Source organism: Loktanella sp. PT4BL (assembly GCF_003201935.1).
GTDB lineage: Bacteria > Pseudomonadota > Alphaproteobacteria > Rhodobacterales > Rhodobacteraceae > Yoonia.
The window spans coordinates 280,951-299,372 of record NZ_QJJL01000001.1 but is presented as its reverse complement, the minus strand read 5'-3'; the positions used below and the strand labels follow the sequence as shown (position 1 = coordinate 299,372).

The window sequence follows — 18,422 nt, the reverse complement described above, 5'->3', positions numbered from 1 at the left end:
CATGACCCAGATCATCGACCAATTCGCCGACATCTCGGGGCAGTATGACGCCGCCTTTGTGGACCTGTGGGGGTGCATGCATAACGGCGTCACAGCCCTGCCGGACGCCGTGGCTGCCATGCAGAAATACCGGGCGGCGGGCGGGATTGTTGTGCTTGTCACGAATTCCCCGCGCCCATGGGATTCTGTGGCGCGCCAGATCAACGGTCTGGGCGTTCCTGATGACGCATGGGACGCGATTGCCACCTCTGGCGACAGTGCACGCGCGGCAATGTTTCGCGGGATCGTGGGTGAAAAGATCTGGTTCATGGGCGAAAGCCCCCGTGACGATGACTTCTTCCAGCCCCTGCAGATCATTGAAAACCCTGTGAATATCCAGAAGGTCCCGCTTGATCAGGCCGAAGGCATAGTCTGTTGCGGCCCCTTTGATCCGCTGGCCGATGTCGATGTGAACCGTCCCGAATTTCTCTATGCGAAAACAAAGGGGCTGAAACTGCTTTGCGCTAACCCCGATATCATTGTGGATCGCGGCGAAGTCCGTGAATGGTGCGCCGGTGCGCTGGCCGCGCTCTATACCGAAATGGGCGGCGAGAGCCTCTATTTCGGCAAACCCCATCCGCCGATCTATGACCTCGCGCGCCGCAGGCTCGCTGCGTTAACGAATGCGCCATCAGATCCGCGTATTATCGGGATCGGTGACGGGATCGGCACGGATATCCTGGGGGGACTGCAAGAAGATATCGACACGCTCTTTATCTCGGGCGGATTGGCAGCGGCAGAGACAAAGACGGACCGCCAGCCTGACCCTGAGGCATTGGGGGCCTATTTGAACGAGGCGCAGATCAGCACGACCTACACTATCGGGCAGTTGCGGTAGCAGGAATCGCTTGATCTTTCTGCATCGGCAAAGTAATAAAATTTCAATATCGACGCGATACTGGATTTTTTGTTACTTAATGGAGCCTGATATGCTGGATAACGCCCCCCGCGGAACGATCTGCATCGAAGATATCGAAATCGGTATGACCCGATCGCTCCGCAAGGTGATCACGGATCGCGATATCGAAATGTTTGCAGAGGTGTCGACCGATAGAAACCCTGTGCACCTTGATGAAGACTATGCGCAGGACACCATCTTTGGCGGGCGTATCGCCCATGGGATGCTGACGGCGGGACTGGTCAGCGCCGTGATCGGGGAACAACTGCCGGGGCATGGCACGGTTTATCTGGGGCAAAGCCTGAAATTCCTCGCCCCGGTGCGCCCTGGCGACATGGTACTGGCCGAAGTTGAAGTCACAGATATCGACCACTCCAAACGGCGCGTCACCATGAACACGCGCTGCATTGTGAACGACAAAAAGGTGCTGGTCGGCGATGCCACTGTTCTCGCACCCAGCCGGAAATTCGACTAGCGCTGTTCAAGCCTGACGGCTTTCCACGCGCGTGAGCCCGCAAGGGCTGACAAGCGGTGCTTGCACGGCCCTGCGTGGTCCGCTACCCAAAGCCATGCGCATCATTCGTGACACCGTTTTCATTGATCCTGCTGACCGTGGCACCGCCGCGGCGATCGGCAATTTTGACGGTGTGCACATCGGCCACCAGGCTGTCATCGACCTCACGCGCAAAGCCGCCAAAGAGGCGAACGCGCCCCTCGGCATCATGACGTTCGAGCCACACCCGCGCAGCTATTTTTCCCGCGATCCCAACCCTTTCCGCCTGATGAATGCAGAAGCGCGCGCAAACCGTCTGGCGAAACTGGGTGTTGAAAAACTCTATGAAGTACCCTTCAACGCAGCCCTTGCCGCCCTCACCCCCCGTGCGTTTGCGCAAACGGTCATCGCCGATCAACTGGGGCTCAAACATGTGGTTGTCGGTGCCGACTTCTGCTTTGGCAAAGACCGCGCGGGCACGGTGGCAGACCTTCAGAAATTCGGCGATGAAATGGGCTTTGGCGTGACTGTCGCACCCATCGTGGCCATCGACCACGCCAATGTCTCCTCCACCGCAATTCGGCAAGCCCTGAGCGAAGGCAAACCGCGCGAGGCCGCCGCAATGCTGGGCCACTGGCACCGCATCGTAGGCGAGGTCATTCGTGGCGACCAACGCGGCCGTGATCTGGGGTATCCCACCGCCAACATGTCGATCACCGGCCTGCACCCGCCGAAATTCGGCGTTTATGCTGTGAAAGTTGACGTCCTTGATGGCCCGCACAAAGGCACCTACAACGGCGCAGCCTCAATTGGCGTGCGCCCGATGTTCGGCGAGAATGTTCCGAATTGCGAAACTTATATCTTTGACTTCAAAGGCGATCTTTACGGGTCCACCCTTTCAGTTGCCTTGGTTGATTTCCTGCGGCCCGAGTTGAAATTCGACAGCCTCGAAGCGCTCATCACCCAGATGGATGCCGATTGTGTCACCGCCAGAGAGATCCTTGCCGATGTCCGTTGATATTCCCCGCGACGGCCTGACGCCGCGGTTCTGGGAAACCAAACCGATGTCGAAACTGAACAAACAGGAATGGGAAGCGCTCTGCGACGGGTGCGGCAAATGCTGCCTGAACAAGCTCGAAGATGACGACGGCACCGTGGCGATGACCCGCATCGCCTGCCGTCTGCTTGATGGTGAAAGCTGTTTGTGCAGCAACTATGCCAAACGCCATCAATTTGTCCCTGAATGTATTGTACTGACCCCGAAAACCATCGTCGAAAATCTGTACTGGCTGCCCCTCACCTGCGGCTACCGCTTGGTCCATGAGGGCCGCCCGCTGTACGACTGGCACCCGCTGATCTCGGGCGATCCGGAATCTGTGCATAGGGCTGGCGTATCGGTCAGAGGCATGACCATTCCCGAATTTCAGGTCGACGAAGACGATTGGGAAGACCACATTATCGAGGAGCCACTCTAGATGTTTTTTGCTTCAGACAACGCAGGCCCCGTCCATCCCAAGGTGATGGAGGCGCTGGTCGCCGCCAATACCGGCTATGCCATGGGATATGGCGCGGACCCGATCATGGAGACCGTGCGCGCGCAGATCCGCGAAGCGTTTGAAGCACCCGAAGCTGCCGTTTACCTAATCATCAACGGCACGGCGGCGAACTCTGTGTTGCTTGCCTCAATGACACAGCCTTGGCAGACGGTATTCTGCACCGAATGCGCGCATATCCACGAGGACGAATGCAACGCGCCGGAGTTCTACACTCAGGCCAAGCTGACCTTGGTGCCAACGGCGGACGGCAAAATGGCCCCGGATGCCCTGCGCAGCAAAATCCTTGGCGAAGAAAACCGTGGCGTGCACGGCCCGCAACGCGGCCCGCTGTCGATTACGCAAGTCACTGAAAAGGGGACGATCTACACGCTTGAAGAAATTCAGGCGCTCACCGCAACCGCCCGCGAATTCAGGATGCAAACCCACCTTGATGGTGCGCGTTTCGCCAATGCGATGACCGCGCTCGACTGTTCGCCTGCGGACATGACATGGAAAGCCGGCGTTGATACCGTCAGCTTTGGCGGCACCAAGAACGGCGCAATGGGGGTTGAGGCCTGTATCATTTTCAACCCCGAAATCGCATGGGAATTCGAACTGCGGCGCAAGCGTGGCGGACACCTGCTGTCCAAGCACCGTTATCTTTCAGCCCAGATGCAGGCCTATCTTCAGGATGACCTCTGGCTTGATATGGCCCGCTCCGCCAACGCCCGCTGTGCCCAACTGGCCGCAGGGCTGCGCCAGCATGATGCCGTCGAACTCCTGTTCGAGCCGCAGGCCAACATGATCTTCTTCCAGATGCCCCGCAGCGACCACAAACGCATGCTTGATGCAGGGGCGGTCTACTATGTGATGAATGGCGACCCCGAGGCAGGCGACCCCGACGCACCGCTGATCGGGCGTCTGGTCTGTGACTGGGCCATGACCGAAGCGGACGTTAACCAGTTTCTTGATCTGCTGCACGGATAATCGCAGCGATCTGCGCAACATGTGTCAGGGCAATCATATGCCCCGCTTCTTCAATAACATGATCAGTCGCCTGAGGAATCCGCGCGACAAGGGCGTCGTGAATTGCCTTGATGACAGGTTGCGTTTGCCCGCCGCGGATCAGCGTAACAGGGATGTCCAAAGCACCCAGCCGTGCTGCCGAGGTGACGCCGTCCGCGTCTTCCTCAATCGCGGCACCGCCAGCGACGACCAGATGGATGCGCCGGATCAGATAGTCTTTCTGGCGCTCTGACAGTGCGGCCCAATCGCTATCAGACCATTGCGCGTTGAACATCTCTGCCGCACATGGCTCATCCCCCATCAGCATGGCAGTGATGAATGGACGAAACGCTTTCATATGCGCGGTAAACGCGGCGGTGCCCTTTGCCGCGGCAAAGAACACAGGCTCAATCAGGGTAAGTCTTGAAACGCACTCAGGGCTTTCAATGGCCAGTCGCAGGGCGGCTGTCGCGCCGAAGGAATGGCCGATCACATGACTGGGGCCGTCACAACACTGCCGCGCGGCCTCGGCGACCAGCGATTGGTATTCCGTCTTGCCATCCCATTTGTCACTGCGCCCATGTCCGGGCATATCCAGCAAAGTTGCACGGGCATTTAACGCCTTCGCCAAAGGCAGCATCGCCTGATGGCGGCCCAACATGCAATGGATCATCACAGCAGGATCACCGGACCCCACCGTGACACTGTGGATGGAATGCCCAAAGGCATCCGGCATCAGAGCTTGCCGGCCAGATACGCATCCAGATCGTCAAGCCGGTCTTCACCCCAGAACCGCTCACCGCTGTCGGTGATAAAGAACGGCGCGCCAAAGGCCCCCGCGTTGACTGCATCTTCAAGGTTTTTGCCAAAGGTATCCGCACTGGTCAGCATATCTTTGTCCGCCAAATCAGGATCAAGCCCGCATTTCTCCAGACAGGCGCGGACAACATCATCCTGGCTGATATCGCGCTCCTCTGCCCAGCAAGCCGCGCCAAAAGCCGTGACAAGTTCGGCTACATCTGCGCCTACGTTTTGTGCTGCGATAATGGCATAGGCCGAAGGCGCTCCGTTGGTCGGCCAGAACATCGGTTTCAGATTCAGCGGCACCCCCAAACGCTTGGACCGCCGCGCCAGATCTTGCAGGCGGTATTCCTGACGGTTCGGGTGGCGATCCTTGGGTGGCACACCGCCGGTGCGCGCAAAGAGCGCCATAATGTCCAGCGGCTTGTAAGTGAGCGTCGCGCCATGTTTTTGGGCGATATCGCGTGGCCGCGTTCCGCTAAGGTAAGTAAACGGCGACAGCGTTGCGAAGTAATAGTCGATATGTGGCATTTTGCGGCTCCTGTCGCAGGTCAATTCTTTGCGAGACGGTAAGCTTGTGTTACGCGGTGTCAACGCCACGAATCTGTTACATACCTGTAACTGCCTTCTGCCAGAGGACCACGCCCATGCCGACCATGATTGAACCCAAGCTGATTGCCGGCAACGCCAATCAGCCCTTGGCCACTGCCATCGCCCGCCGCATGTCGATGCATCGTGGCATGGATGTCAGCCTCTGTGATGCGCGGGTCGAACGGTTCAACGACGGCGAAATATTTGTTGAGGTCTTCGAGAACGTCCGCGGCGAGGATATGTTTATCATTCAACCCACCTCGAACCCCGCCAACGACAACCTGATGGAGTTGCTGATCATCGCCGATGCGCTGCGCCGGTCATCAGCGGCGCGCATTACGGCTGTGATCCCGTATTTCGGATATGCCCGTCAGGATCGCCGCTCCAAGGCGCGCACGCCGATCACCGCGAAGCTGGTGTCGAATATGATTGTAGAAGCCGGTATCGAACGCGTTCTCACCCTGGATTTGCATGCCACGCAAATTCAGGGTTTTTTCGATATTCCGGTGGATAACCTCTATGCCTCACCGATTTACGCGCTGGATGCGATGCACAATTTCCGCGGTCAGATGGACGATGTGATGGTGGTATCCCCTGACGTGGGTGGCGTGGCCCGCGCGCGTGATCTGGCACAGCGTATCGGCGCACCTTTGTCGATCGTGGACAAACGCCGCGGCAAACCCGGTGAAGTGGCTGAAATGACTGTGATTGGTGATGTCAAAGACAAGGTCTGCGTGATCGTTGACGACATCGTTGATACCGCAGGTACGCTTTGCAAAGCCGCCGAGGTGCTGATGGAGAATGGCGCGAAAGAGGTGCACTCCTATATTACCCACGGTGTGCTGTCGGGTCCTGCGGTAGAACGTGTGTCGAAATCGGTGATGAAATCGCTGGTGATCACCGACACGATACGGGCGACCGACGCGGTGAAAGCCTGCCCGAACATCCGGATTGTGCCGACAGCGCCGATGTTTGCCCAAGCGATCCTGAACACATGGAACGGCACCTCGGTCTCGTCGCTGTTCGATCACAAGACACTGGGGCCCATCTACGAGGGGCTTTACGCGGCGGAATAAGACTCGCGCTAGTAAAGTTCCCACCCATCATCACTCGGCAATTCGCCAAATGACGTCCAGGCAACGCGGACACGCGCGACCTGGGTATCTGACCACGTCCGAAAAACGATAGTAAATCCTGTCTCGGTGATCTCTTCGGCCTGCACATCAGCGCGGATGTTGGTGTTGTTGGAGATGTCCCACATTGACATAGAAACCTGCACATGGGGCGGCGTAGCGTAGGCATTTGAGAATTGAACTGCGGCGCGGGACTGTCTCGGGCCTTCGCCGCGCCACATCTGCCCGTCATCCTCAAAATCGGAAAAGAGCACCACATCTCCATGGTCTATGCCGACTTTACCACCCTCAAAGCGCCGCATTGCTATTCCTGCGATTGCCAAACCGATACTAACACTTGGTTAATCATTCATTGATAACTCAACCTTAAGGTTTTGGAAACTATCGTTGGGATCATGCCATGTCACACCATTTTGTAACGCATTTGGGGTGCTGCGCGCTGCTCGCACTCGTCATGGCATGTGGCGGCGGATCAGGGGCTATGCCTGATACCGGTGACGGCGGGGGTGATGATGGTGATGATAGTGGCGGCGGTGACAATGGTGGCGGCGGTGGCCCGCCACCGAGCCCTTTCCTTGCACCGACAGAACAACAGGCGCTCTATTTTCGCAACGACATGCCTGACGAGTTGTCTTTGGTGCAGGCCACGCACAATGACGGCGGCCGGACCCCCTTTGTGGATCTGCCTACGGGAGCGATCGCATATAGCGGGTTTATGGAAGTTCTCTTCACCAGCACCCCCAATGCCAACATTGCAAGCGCTGCAACCCTGACTGTCGATATGGGGACAGGCGCAACAACTGGCAGCGCGAATGAGTTTATGGGCTACGTCTACAACAGCGAGACCGACACAACCGAACTGGCACTTTACGCTGGCGAGGTCAGCTTCCTAGGTGCGACCCTGACCTCGGCGAGCAATGGCAATGCCAATATTGATCTCGAAATCGACGGTGCATTTGACAATGGGGGGCAGCAGTTCACGATCACGGGCAATATCGACGGTCCAGTCTATGGGCCGGATGCCAGCGGTATCTATGCTTCGGGCAGCTATTTCGGCCTGGGTCAGGACATTACGCTGACGGTGGACGGTGAGCCGGTTTATGGATCAGCAACGCTTTGGGCACTGTCGGACTAGGCCGCACTCAGCGCAAGAGATATGTTTGCCAATTTTGGGGAAGGTCGGGTCGGCATAAGCTCTGATGAGCTTATGCCTGATTTTTTAGTTCTTGGCGGTCAGACCGATGTGGCCACCAATGGCCACCATATCGGACAACAGCTTGGCTGCGTCATCAACCGGGCCAGGTTCGTTCTTGAAGTTGTCCTGCGCCTTGCGATGCGCCGCTTTGGCTTCTTCGACCATTGCGTCAAAGACCTCTTGCGTCACTTCTGCCTGTGGCAGGGCGCGCTCGGCCAGAACGGATACACCGGTTGCTGTGATCTCGGCGAAACCACCGGACACAACATAGGTGTCGGACCCACCACCGTGCACCACGGTCAGAACCCCGGGGCGCAGTGTCGTGATCGTCGGCGCATGGTTTGCCATGGCTGTCAGATCACCGTCTGCACCGGGGATGCGGACCTCGGTCGCCTCGACCGACGCCAAGCGGCGTTCGGGCGAGACCAGATCGAATTGTAGGTTTGCCATGTCGGCTTCTCCTTCAGCCCAGAATTAAGCGGCGTCCGCAGCCATTTTCTCGGCTTTGGCTTTCACTTCTTCAATGCCGCCAACCATGTAGAAGGCGCCCTCTGGGAAGTGGTCATATTCGCCAGCCACAACAGCCTTGAACGACGCGATCGTGTCTTCCAGCGGTACCTGAACACCTGGCGAGCCTGTAAAGACCTGTGCCACGTCGAACGGCTGCGACAGGAAACGCTCGATCTTACGGGCGCGGGCAACGGTCAGTTTGTCTTCTTCTGACAGCTCGTCCATGCCGAGGATCGCGATGATATCCTGAAGCGATTTGTAGCGCTGCAACATCTGCTGCACGTCGGCCGCCACAGCATAGTGCTCTTCACCAACGATCGCTGGGTCCAGCAGGCGTGATGTGGAATCGAGCGGGTCAACCGCAGGGTAGATACCCTTTTCCGAAATCGCACGGTTCAGAACCGTTGTCGCATCAAGGTGCGCAAAGGATGTCGCTGGTGCGGGGTCGGTCAAGTCGTCCGCAGGGACGTAAATTGCCTGAACGGACGTGATCGAACCGTTCTTTGTCGATGTGATGCGTTCCTGCATCGCACCCATGTCGGTCGCCAGTGTTGGCTGGTAGCCCACAGCGGATGGAATACGACCCAGAAGCGCGGACACCTCGGAACCCGCCTGCGTGAAGCGGAAGATGTTGTCCACGAAGAACAGAACGTCTGTACCGGACTGGTCGCGGAACGCTTCTGCCATTGTCAGACCGGACAGGGCAACACGCATACGCGCACCTGGAGGCTCGTTCATCTGACCGTACACCAGAGCCACTTTGGACTTGGTCAGGTCGTCAATGTCGATAACCTTGGAGTCGATGAATTCGTAGTAAAGGTCGTTGCCTTCACGTGTACGCTCACCCACACCGGCGAAAACCGAGTAACCGGAGTGCACTTTGGCGATGTTGTTGATCAGTTCCTGAATAAGAACAGTTTTACCAACACCGGCACCACCGAACAGACCGATCTTACCACCCTTTGCGTAGGGTGCGAGAAGGTCGATCACCTTGATGCCTGTGACCAGAACCTCGGAAGCTGTCGACTGCTGCTCAAACGTTGGCGCATCAGCGTGGATCGAGCGGCGCTCTTTCTCACCGATCGGGCCTTTTTCGTCGATCGGCTCGCCGATGACGTTCATGATGCGGCCCAGAGTTGCGTCGCCCACGGGCACTGTGATTGTGTTGTCCTGGTCAACCACTTCCTGACCGCGCACCAGACCCTCGGTACTGTCCATCGCGATGGTCCGCACAGTGTTTTCACCAAGGTGCTGTGCCACTTCCAACACCAGCGGCTTGCCGTTGTTGTCTGTGATCAGTGCGTTCAAAATCTCGGGCAGGTGGTCGTCGAACTGCACGTCGACGACAGCGCCGATGACCTGCGTGATCTTGCCTTTTGCATTTGCCATTTTCGTCTTCTCCGGGGTCTAGAGCGCTTCCGCGCCCGAAATAATTTCAATCAGCTCGTTGGTGATCACAGCCTGACGCGAGCGGTTAAACTCGATGGTCAGCTTGTCGATCATCTCGCCGGCGTTGCGTGTCGCGTTGTCCATCGCCGACATACGTGCGCCCTGCTCGGACGCGGCGTTCTCCAGCAGTGCGCTGAAGATTGCCGTCGCCACACCACGTGGCAGCAGGTCGGCGAGGATTTCTTCCTCACCGGGCTCATAGTCGTAGAGTGTCGCATCAGCATCTTCAGCCTGCTCGAATTTGGCAGGGATGATTTGCTGTGCAGTCGGGTGCTGCGATACAACATTTTCAAAGCGCGCAAAGAAGATCGTCGCGACATCGAATTCCTCGGCGTCGAAACGGCCAAGCACGTCCTTGGCGATACCCTGCGCGTCGGGATAACCAACACGTTTGACATCTGTCAGATCAACGTGACCGACAAAGAGGCTGCCGAAATCACGCTTCATCGCGTCGCGGCCTTTTTTGCCGACAGTGATAATTTTCACTGTCTTGCCTTCAGCCAGCAGCTTCTGTGCATGGGTCTTAGCCAGCTTTGCGATGTTGCCGTTAAAGCCACCGCACAGCCCGCGTTCTGCAGTCATGACAACCAACAACTGCACCTGGTCGCTGCCCGTACCGGACAGCAACTTTGGTGCCGTGTCTGATCCGCCAACCGAAGCGGCAAGCCCGGCCATTACGGCGTTAAACCGTTCGGTGTAAGGGCGCGACGCCTCGGCTGCATCCTGGGCGCGGCGCAGTTTTGCAGCCGCGACCATCTGCATGGCCTTTGTGATCTTGCGGGTCGATTTGACCGACTCGATCCTGTTTTTCAGGTCCTTAAGACTTGGCAAAGCAAAGCCTCCTTTGTCTCAAAGATTACGCGAAGTCTTTTGCAAAAGCGTCGATTGCCGCTTTGATCTTCTCTTCGGCGTCGCCTTTGATCTTCGGGTCTTCCTTGGTGATCATGTCGAGCACGTCGGATGCGTTTGTGCGCAGGTGCTTCAGCAGGCCTGCTTCAAAACGGCCAACATCCTTGACGGCAATCTTGTCGAGGTAGCCTTTGGTGCCTGCGTAGATAACACAAACGATCTCTGCGTTGGTCAGCGGCGCATACTGTGGCTGCTTCATCAACTCGGTCAGGCGGGCACCACGGTTCAGCAACTGCTGTGTCGCGGCGTCAAGGTCGGAACCGAACTGCGCAAAGGCGGCCATTTCGCGGTACTGTGCAAGCTCAAGCTTAACAGGACCAGCAACCGACTTCATCGAGTTGGTCTGCGCGGATGAACCCACACGCGAAACCGAAAGACCCGTGTTCACCGCAGGGCGAATACCTTGGTAGAACAGTTCTGTTTCAAGGAAGATCTGACCGTCGGTGATCGAAATCACGTTGGTCGGAATAAACGCGGACACGTCACCACCTTGGGTTTCGATGATCGGCAGCGCGGTCAAAGAACCCGCACCATTGTCTTCGTTCAGCTTGGCAGAACGCTCAAGCAGGCGGGAGTGAAGGTAGAAAACGTCACCCGGGTAGGCTTCACGCCCTGGTGGGCGGCGCAGCAGCAGGGACATCTGACGGTAGGAGACAGCCTGCTTGGAAAGGTCATCGTAGATAATCAGCGCGTGGCGGCCGTTGTCACGGAAGTGCTCGGCCATCGCGGTTGCCGCATATGGTGCAAGGAACTGCATCGGTGCAGGGTCGGACGCAGTCGCAGCCACAACGATCGAATACTCAATCGCGCCGCTTTCTTCGAGCTTCTTCACCAGCTGGGCAACTGTCGAACGCTTCTGACCGACAGCGACGTACACGCAGTACAGCTTGTCGTACTCTTTTTCGGCAGCGTCGTTATAGGACTTCTGGTTGAGGATCGTGTCGAGTGCCACAGCAGTTTTACCTGTCTGGCGGTCACCAATGATCAATTCGCGCTGGCCACGGCCAATCGGGATCATCGCGTCAACGGATTTCAGACCTGTTGCCATCGGCTCGTGAACCGATTTGCGCGGGATGATGCCGGGTGCCTTTGAGTCAGCAACCGCGCGCGCCTTTGTCTTGATCGGGCCTTTGCCGTCCAGAGGGTTGCCAAGGCCGTCAACAACGCGACCCAGCAGTTCGTCACCAACCGGCACGTCCACGATGGATTTTGTGCGCTTAACTGTGTCACCTTCTTTGATGTCACGGTCGGAGCCGAAGATAACAACACCAACGTTGTCGGATTCGAGGTTCAAGGCCATCCCGCGGATACCGCCGGGGAATTCAACCATTTCACCGGCCTGCACGTTGTCGAGGCCGTAAACACGGGCGATACCGTCGCCCACGCTCAGCACACGACCGACTTCGGCAACTTCGGCCTCTTGACCGAAGTTTTTGATCTGGTCCTTCAGGATCGCAGAAATTTCAGACGCTTGGATCGCCATTTATCCGACCTCTTTCATTTTACTCTGGAGTGCGTTGAGCTTGGAGGCGATCGACGTGTCGATCATCTTGGAGCCCACTTTGACAATAAGACCGCCGATGATTGATTCATCGACGGTTTCTTTGATGGTGATAGATTTGCCCACTTGGGCTTTCAGCGTTTTAGCCAGTTTCTCAGCCTGCGCCTTGGTCAGCGCCTTGGCTGTCGTAACCTCAGCAGTCACTTCGCCACGCTCTTCTGACAGCATGTCCTGCAAAACAGCGATCAGCTGTGGCAGGACAAACAAGCGACGCTTGGACGCCAGAAGCGCTAGCACGTTGCTTGTGGTGTCAGAGAGTTTCATCTTCTTGGCGATCGCAACGATTGCACCAGACTGTTGTTCGCGGCTGTAAAGCGGTGATGTCAACAATGTACGCAGATCGGCGCTTTCGGCCATCGCCGCTTCCAATGAAGCAACATCTGATTCGAGTGCCTTGATCACCTTGCCTTCTTTGGCGAGGTCAAACACGGCGGTTGCATAGCGCGTGGCGATGCCTGTCGAAATACCAGCAGTTTCGGACACGTGGAGCCTTCCGATATCTTGGGCCCAGACCCGCGGGCCCCGTCGGTGACAGGACGCGAATGAGCAACTTCCTTAGCCCTCACGAAAACGAGAGAGCAGCAAAATCCTGCGCGATGTAGCAGAGCCCCTATGACGTCGCAAGCACCCTGCGACAAGAATCCGCTACTCGAAGGGGCATATGGTGCTGTTATCTGCATTGAACAGCAATTTCAGACCAAAACTTAGGCTTTCTCCATTTCTTCTTCGAGAAAATACAAGAAAGCGCAGCCCCTTTCGGGTGCCACGCTTTTTGCTTTCTTCATGTTGCATGCGTCAAAATGCGCAAAGCCGGATTCGCCGCTAAAGCACTAGGCCGCGGTTCCGGCCAAAGTGGCCCAGATGCTTCCGGTAAAGACCTGCAGCTCGGAATCACTCTTCACCCATGCCATCCACCCTTCGCGCGGCGTGACAAACAACCAGCCACCGCCTCGCCATGCAGCGATCCTGCCCGCCTGTCCCGCCCAACCACCTGAAGGCGACGCACCAAGCACCCATGCCTGCCCTTCATTGGCTGATGCGGGTGGGGTCGTGGCGCCCGTACTTTCGACCGTTAGCTGGACGATCATATCGAGCAACTCGATGGCTTCGTTATGTGTCACGTGTTTTTGTGCCTGCGCCGGCATGATGAACGGCAACTCGAGGTTCGGGGTAGTATCTGGCATGTGGTCCTGCGCCTTCCGCTGGGAATGAATTGACGCGCAGTATTTCCGACGATGTCTCACAAGAGCCTTACAGGACCGTGCGGTGCCGAAACCCCCGCCTTCAGTGACGTTGAACCTGGGTCTGCAAGTCCCTAAAAGGGAACGGTATGATTTGGAGACACGCATGCGCGTATTGGTGACCGGCGGTGCAGGGTATATCGGCAGCCACACATTGCTTGAACTTATGGCGCAAGGCCATGAAGTCTGCGTGCTGGACAACTACAGCAACGCGACACCCGAAGTATTGAACCGTGTCCGGGCTTTGTCGAACGGTTTGGTCCATGATTATGTCGGCGATGTACGTGATGCCGCTAAGCTCGACGAGGTCATGCAGGATTTTCAGCCCGAGGCCGTGATCCATTTTGCAGGCCTCAAGGCAGTTGGCGAAAGTCAGGAGAAACCGCTGCTCTATTATGACGTCAACGTCTCTGGTACGCTGGCTTTGCTGCATGCGATGGACCGGGCAGATTGCAAACGCCTGATCTTTTCATCTTCAGCGACGGTCTATGGCGAACCCGTCTATCTTCCTTATGATGAGGCGCATCCGACAAATCCCACATCTGTCTATGGCAAGACCAAGCTGATGGCCGAGCAGATCCTGACGGATTGGGCTGCTGCCGATCCCGCGCGCGCGGCAGTGTTGCTGCGTTATTTCAATCCGGTCGGGGCACATGCTTCGGCACAGATCGGCGAAGACCCCAAGGATATTCCCAATAACCTGATGCCCTTTATCGCGCAGGTCGCGGTGGGCAAACGCGCCGCGTTGCAAATTTTCGGGGATGATTACGACACCCCGGACGGCACAGGCCTGCGCGACTATATCCATGTGGTCGATCTTGCCCGCGCCCATGTCGCGGCCATTGCCTATGCCGAAGAGGCAACAGGTGCGCGACCATTCAATATCGGCACCGGCCAAAGCTACAGCGTGCGCGACATGGTTGCTGCATTCGAGCGGGCCTGCGGCGCGCCGATAAAAACCCGACAGGTCGGGCGCCGTGAAGGCGACATTGCAGCGATGCAAGCCGATGCAAGCCGTGCCAATGCCGAACTGGGATGGAAAGCGACGCATGATCTTGATGACATGACCAGCAGCACATGGGCATGGCAATCTGCCAATCCGGACGGGTACGAAGGGTCTTAAATGAAATGTGCCCTGCGTCACAAACGCAAGGCACACTGAAGACGAACCGTTAAACCCTCACCACTGGAAAAATTCCCCACAGACAACCTAGCGCATAGGCAGTATTTCTTCTGTGCGTTTTGTCACACAAGCCACTCACAAGCGCTCTGAATATCGGGCTCCATACTTCTCAATCATGTGGGAGTTTTCCTCAAATCCCATACGTTATTGAGGAAATTAAGCGGTAAAGTTCACGCCTACGCCCTAATTCCGCCGCAGCTAAACCGCCAAAAAAAATCAACTTCACAAAACATACAGATGACACGTGGTTCCGGGGGGTACCTTTCATGTCTCTACTAACCTTTTCCGGTCACGTCGCCGATCCCGGTGACGTGGGCCACTCTCATATCACTGACCTGGTGGTCATGGAGATTGGCGGAGCAGCCCAGCTTTATAGCACAACACGCTATGACGGCGTCCTACGGCAGTGGAGCATCGAAAGTGGCGCAATCGCCATTGAAGAAACCCAGCCCTATTTCGGCGGAGCCGTTCTTGGTGGTGCGGCCAGCATTAGCCTGATTGCAGAAGGAGCGAACGCAAGTGTCTTGGTCGGTGGCGGTTTTAACGGCGCGCTTCAGACTATCGGGATTGCCACGGATGGTGGCTTTGCGACCGCCACTCCGTTGGTCAGCCTACCAGCGACATACAACGGCTTTCAGCACGGCGTCACACTCGCGCTGCCGGACGGAACGCAAACTGTCTTTGGCGCTCTTGCGGGCCAGACCGGCCTTGCCCGCATCACCTTCGACGCCGATGGCACCCTGCGCGATCATAGTATCCACTATGACGTGGACGCGTCCTCGACTGCACGCATTCCGGCGGTCACGCTTGCGACGGTCGAGGGTCAGACCTTTGTTCTCACAACAAGCGAGGCCCAGAACGGCCTGACGGCGCGGGAAGTTGATTCGACAGGGGCCATCGTTGGCGAAACAACCATCGGTTCAGACGACGGTCTTTGGATCAGCGCGCCCACAGCCCTTGAAACCACCACCGTCGGGGATGCGACATTCGTCATACTCGCCGCAGCCGGATCAAGCAGCCTCAGCGTGGTAGAGCTTGGCGCCGATGGCAGCATGATCGTGCGTGACCATGTGCTTGACGGACGCGATACGCGCTTTGGCGGCGTAACCTCCCTTGAGGTCATCCATACGGACGGCAAAACCTATGTCATTGCAGGCGGCGCCGATGACGGGGTTTCGGTTTTCCTGCTGCTCTCGGGCGGATTGCTGGTTCATCGTGCAACGATCGAAGACACCGTTGATTTCGGGCTTGATAACGTCAGCGCGCTGGCAGCAAGGGATCGCGTCGGAGGAATCGACATCTTTGTGGCCAGCAGCAGCGAACCCGGCGTCACGCAACTGGCCTTTGATACCGGTGTCAGGGGCGTTGATCTGACCGCCACTCTGGCAGGAGGACCGCTGGCCGGCACCGACGGCAATGATATCCTGCAAGGACACGACGGTGACGATGCCATATCCGGGGGGGAAGGTGACGATATTCTGCGCGATGGCGCAGGCGCCGACATCATGTCAGGCGGCAGCGGAGCAGATGTCTTTATTCTGGGCGCTGATGGCCGGACCGACACGATTACGGACTTCACTGTGGGCGAAGACAGCATTGATTTATCGCTCTGGCCCATGCTGCGTGACATCAGCCAGCTTTTCATCACGATCCGTAGCGACGGCATGGCCATCAGCTATGGTGATGAAATGCTGATCGTGCAGAGCTCGAACGGGGGCCCCATTGATTACCGCACTCTGACCACCGCCGATCTGATCGGGGCGACGCGCCTGCCTGTCGGGATCATGCCCGGCTACCCCGGACCGGCAACACCTTTGCCGGACTTGGGTACACTGCCGCCGGATCCCCCCGCCGATCAGAGCGGCGAGAATAGCATCCTGACCTCGCTTCAGATCGTCGGTACAGGTAATCTGGATCAACTGCGCGACACGTTGAACGATGCAGCAGGTAGTGGCCCCCTTGGGCTCACGATTGAAGGAACTGACGCTGCCGAAACGTTTCTTGGCAGCAACCGGTTTGATGTGATCTTCGCGGGTGGTGGCGACGATACTGTGAGCGGAGGGCAAGGCGATGACACAATCCTGGGCCGTGCCGGCGATGACATCCTCAATGGCGGTGACGGCGCAGATACGCTTTTTGGTGGTACAGGCGACGACCGGCTCGACGGTGCCAACGGGCAGGACTGGCTGAAGGGCGGCGCTGGCGCCGATACCTTTATCTTCAACAGCGGTGTCGACGTCATTGCTGATTTCGAACAGGGCATCGACCGGATTATCCTCGACCCGGACCTCTGGACCGGACTGACCTCGGCCGCCGACCTGCTTTTCATCTATGGCACCTTTGCGGACGGGCGCGTGACGATTGATTTTGATGACGGAAATATCCTGCATATCGACGGGATCATCGACCCCGCCCTGCTTGGAGACGACATCATATTATTCTGAACGCGTTCAGTTTCCGCTGACGACTGATGCCAGATTATTTGTCAGACCAAAGAGCGTCAGTGCAGGGCCAAGCGCGCTTTCAGTGCCGTAGATCAGATCGTCCCCCTCAAGCATGAAGTTCCCTGCCGAGAACAGGCCATCGGCCGAGGTGAGGTCGATCGTAAAGACAACACGCTCTTGCGGGGGGCCAGCGATACCGTCTTTCACGGCGCTTTGGGCGTATTCCCGCAGGATCAGAATGCCTTCTGGGTTTGCGCTGCCGGCATTGACGCCACCGATGAAGGCCAGCGCCTCAAGCGCTGAAAACTCGATTTCGGGGAAATCAAAGATCGACTGGGCACCGGTTGCGCCAAGAGCGATAAACTGCCGTTTGTCGTCTTCGACAAAAATACGGTCACCACCGCGCACGGCGATATTGGCACCAGGGTCGCTCAGAAGCCGCTCGAACGGAATACCATAGGTCCGGCTGCCACGAACCAGACGCACCTGAGGGGAGTTCAGATCAGGGCGCGGACCACCCGCCTGCGAGAACAGATCGAGGATCTTGAAGTTGCGGTTCGGCAGGGGATAAAGACCAGGGGCTGAAACCCCGGCAGCAAGGTTTGCCGTATTCGTCTGCCCCGGTTCAACAGTTAACTGGACCTGCGCTGATGGTACGGTGCGGATCAGCTCTTCTTCGATCCGCTCGCGGGCTGTAGTGGGGGCCATACCGGCCACACGCAGGCTCCCGATGTAGGGAACAAAGATGCTACCGTCAGCGCTTACGATTTCAGGCTGCAACGGCGTCACACCAGCCGCACCGAAAATTGAGTTTTCTTCGGCATCCCAGATCGTCACCTGAACGGTGTCACCCGCTGCAATCATCATCGAAGCGGGCTGTTCTTGCGCAACAGGCCAAGGCAATGCCCCCTGGCCTGTGACCGGCCAGCCCTGCAGGACAGGCAGCGTATCGCGGTTTACTTCATAGACGGCAAAGTCATATGCGGGCTCTTCGCCCTCAGCGGCGGTATTCGCCTTGGAGGCTGCAAGTACCTCCGACTGAAAACCTGCGCCGCGAGGCAAACCACAACTGGCAAGCGCGCAACATGCGACGAGGGCGGCGAATTTTTGAACGATCAAACCAAAATCCTTTCGGGCAACCCGCATATCCTACACTGCCAGAACTATATGGAACAGCATCTAAGACGGCAAAATGTCAGATAATACGTGGTCCTGACAAGAGGATCAGAAATCGATCGCCAATCCCTTTTTCTCCCAATCACCATAGCGGACCGGCTCGGGCCCGTCGCGCCCGCCCAATTCAGTGGGCAGCACTTGAGCGCCCGCTTTCTTGCGGCGCTCTTCAGCTTCGGCCAAGGCGCGTTGCGCGGCTGGTGGCAAGTCTTTGGTATCTTCGGTCATGGCAGGCGCCTCCTTGTCGATATCCCATGATTGA

General features: G+C 57.4%; 20 protein-coding genes. 9 read left to right on the top strand and 11 right to left on the bottom strand.

What is annotated here, in order from left to right:
- The first annotated feature begins 1 nt into the window (after nt 1).
- The 5 genes from C7964_RS01460 (at nt 2) to C7964_RS01440 (ending at nt 3,952) form a co-directional block, all read left to right on the top strand.
- Complete coding sequence (locus C7964_RS01460) at nt 2-877, top strand: TIGR01459 family HAD-type hydrolase (protein ID WP_110277930.1); 876 nt, start codon at nt 2-4, stop codon at nt 875-877.
- A 91-nt stretch (nt 878-968) separates the two neighbouring features.
- Nucleotides 969-1,412, top strand: coding sequence for a MaoC family dehydratase (locus C7964_RS01455; protein ID WP_055294950.1), 444 nt, complete (start codon nt 969-971; stop codon nt 1,410-1,412).
- Nucleotides 1,413-1,506: 94 nt separating this feature from the next.
- Entirely contained in the window at nt 1,507-2,448 is a 942-nt protein-coding gene (locus C7964_RS01450; protein WP_110277929.1) for a bifunctional riboflavin kinase/FAD synthetase, read from the top strand.
- Nucleotides 2,438-2,905, top strand: coding sequence for a YcgN family cysteine cluster protein (locus C7964_RS01445; RefSeq protein WP_110277928.1), 468 nt, complete (start codon nt 2,438-2,440; stop codon nt 2,903-2,905). The genes C7964_RS01450 and C7964_RS01445 overlap by 11 nt, the downstream gene beginning before the upstream one ends.
- Nucleotides 2,906-3,952: a threonine aldolase family protein gene (locus C7964_RS01440; RefSeq protein WP_110277927.1), complete on the top strand. Its 1,047-nt coding sequence runs from the start codon at nt 2,906-2,908 to the stop codon at nt 3,950-3,952.
- Here C7964_RS01440 and C7964_RS01435 read toward each other — a convergent pair.
- Nucleotides 3,921-4,706 carry an alpha/beta fold hydrolase gene (locus tag C7964_RS01435; protein ID WP_110277926.1) on the bottom strand — a complete coding sequence of 262 codons (786 nt, stop codon included), beginning with the start codon at nt 4,704-4,706 and terminating at the stop codon, nt 3,921-3,923. The genes C7964_RS01440 and C7964_RS01435 overlap by 32 nt on opposite strands.
- Nucleotides 4,706-5,302 (bottom strand): 2-hydroxychromene-2-carboxylate isomerase, encoded by a 597-nt coding sequence (locus tag C7964_RS01430; protein WP_110277925.1) that lies wholly within the window; start codon nt 5,300-5,302, stop codon nt 4,706-4,708. Before C7964_RS01430 ends, C7964_RS01435 begins: the two co-directional genes overlap by 1 nt.
- A gap of 116 nt (nt 5,303-5,418) precedes the next feature.
- On the opposite strand from C7964_RS01430, the gene C7964_RS01425 reads away from it, so the two are divergent.
- The gene (locus tag C7964_RS01425) at nt 5,419-6,438 is read left to right on the top strand and encodes a ribose-phosphate pyrophosphokinase (RefSeq protein WP_110277924.1); all 1,020 of its coding nucleotides are present in this window, start codon (nt 5,419-5,421) and stop codon (nt 6,436-6,438) included.
- A gap of 8 nt (nt 6,439-6,446) precedes the next feature.
- Here C7964_RS01425 and C7964_RS01420 read toward each other — a convergent pair whose 3' ends face one another.
- Complete coding sequence (locus C7964_RS01420; RefSeq protein ID WP_110277923.1) at nt 6,447-6,797, bottom strand: H-type lectin domain-containing protein; 351 nt, start codon at nt 6,795-6,797, stop codon at nt 6,447-6,449.
- A 98-nt stretch (nt 6,798-6,895) separates the two neighbouring features.
- On the opposite strand from C7964_RS01420, the gene C7964_RS01415 reads away from it, so the two are divergent.
- Nucleotides 6,896-7,630, top strand: coding sequence for a hypothetical protein (locus C7964_RS01415; RefSeq protein ID WP_146214812.1), 735 nt, complete (start codon nt 6,896-6,898; stop codon nt 7,628-7,630).
- 84 nt (nt 7,631-7,714) lie between these two features.
- Here the strand turns inward: C7964_RS01415 and C7964_RS01410 are convergent, their stop codons facing one another.
- From C7964_RS01410 to C7964_RS01385, 6 genes are all read right to left on the bottom strand, one after another.
- Nucleotides 7,715-8,140 carry a F0F1 ATP synthase subunit epsilon gene (locus tag C7964_RS01410; protein ID WP_110277921.1) on the bottom strand — a complete coding sequence of 142 codons (426 nt, stop codon included), beginning with the start codon at nt 8,138-8,140 and terminating at the stop codon, nt 7,715-7,717.
- A 24-nt stretch (nt 8,141-8,164) separates the two neighbouring features.
- A complete protein-coding gene (gene atpD / locus C7964_RS01405) occupies nt 8,165-9,589 on the bottom strand; it encodes a F0F1 ATP synthase subunit beta (RefSeq protein WP_110277920.1) in 1,425 nt (474 codons plus the stop codon).
- A gap of 18 nt (nt 9,590-9,607) precedes the next feature.
- Entirely contained in the window at nt 9,608-10,480 is an 873-nt protein-coding gene (locus tag C7964_RS01400; protein WP_110277919.1) for a F0F1 ATP synthase subunit gamma, read from the bottom strand.
- A 25-nt stretch (nt 10,481-10,505) separates the two neighbouring features.
- Entirely contained in the window at nt 10,506-12,041 is a 1,536-nt protein-coding gene (gene atpA / locus C7964_RS01395) for a F0F1 ATP synthase subunit alpha (RefSeq protein WP_110277918.1), read from the bottom strand.
- The gene (locus C7964_RS01390) at nt 12,042-12,602 is read right to left on the bottom strand and encodes a F0F1 ATP synthase subunit delta (RefSeq protein ID WP_110277917.1); all 561 of its coding nucleotides are present in this window, start codon (nt 12,600-12,602) and stop codon (nt 12,042-12,044) included.
- A 347-nt stretch (nt 12,603-12,949) separates the two neighbouring features.
- Nucleotides 12,950-13,303: a DUF2793 domain-containing protein gene (locus C7964_RS01385; RefSeq protein ID WP_110277916.1), complete on the bottom strand. Its 354-nt coding sequence runs from the start codon at nt 13,301-13,303 to the stop codon at nt 12,950-12,952.
- A gap of 163 nt (nt 13,304-13,466) precedes the next feature.
- Here C7964_RS01385 and galE point away from each other — a divergent pair, with 163 nt between their 5' ends.
- Together galE and C7964_RS01375 are read left to right on the top strand one after the other, a co-directional pair.
- Nucleotides 13,467-14,483 (top strand): UDP-glucose 4-epimerase GalE, encoded by a 1,017-nt coding sequence (gene galE / locus C7964_RS01380; RefSeq protein WP_110277915.1) that lies wholly within the window; start codon nt 13,467-13,469, stop codon nt 14,481-14,483.
- Between the two features lie 326 nt (nt 14,484-14,809).
- On the top strand, nt 14,810-16,987 hold the full coding sequence (locus C7964_RS01375) for a calcium-binding protein (protein WP_110277914.1): 2,178 nt from the start codon (nt 14,810-14,812) through the stop codon (nt 16,985-16,987).
- 6 nt (nt 16,988-16,993) lie between these two features.
- Here the strand turns inward: C7964_RS01375 and C7964_RS01370 are convergent, their stop codons facing one another.
- Together C7964_RS01370 and C7964_RS01365 are read right to left on the bottom strand one after the other, a co-directional pair.
- Nucleotides 16,994-18,106, bottom strand: coding sequence for a polysaccharide biosynthesis/export family protein (locus C7964_RS01370; RefSeq protein ID WP_286163692.1), 1,113 nt, complete (start codon nt 18,104-18,106; stop codon nt 16,994-16,996).
- Between the two features lie 105 nt (nt 18,107-18,211).
- On the bottom strand, nt 18,212-18,388 hold the full coding sequence (locus C7964_RS01365; protein WP_110278512.1) for a DUF1674 domain-containing protein: 177 nt from the start codon (nt 18,386-18,388) through the stop codon (nt 18,212-18,214).
- Nucleotides 18,389-18,422 lie beyond the last annotated feature (34 nt).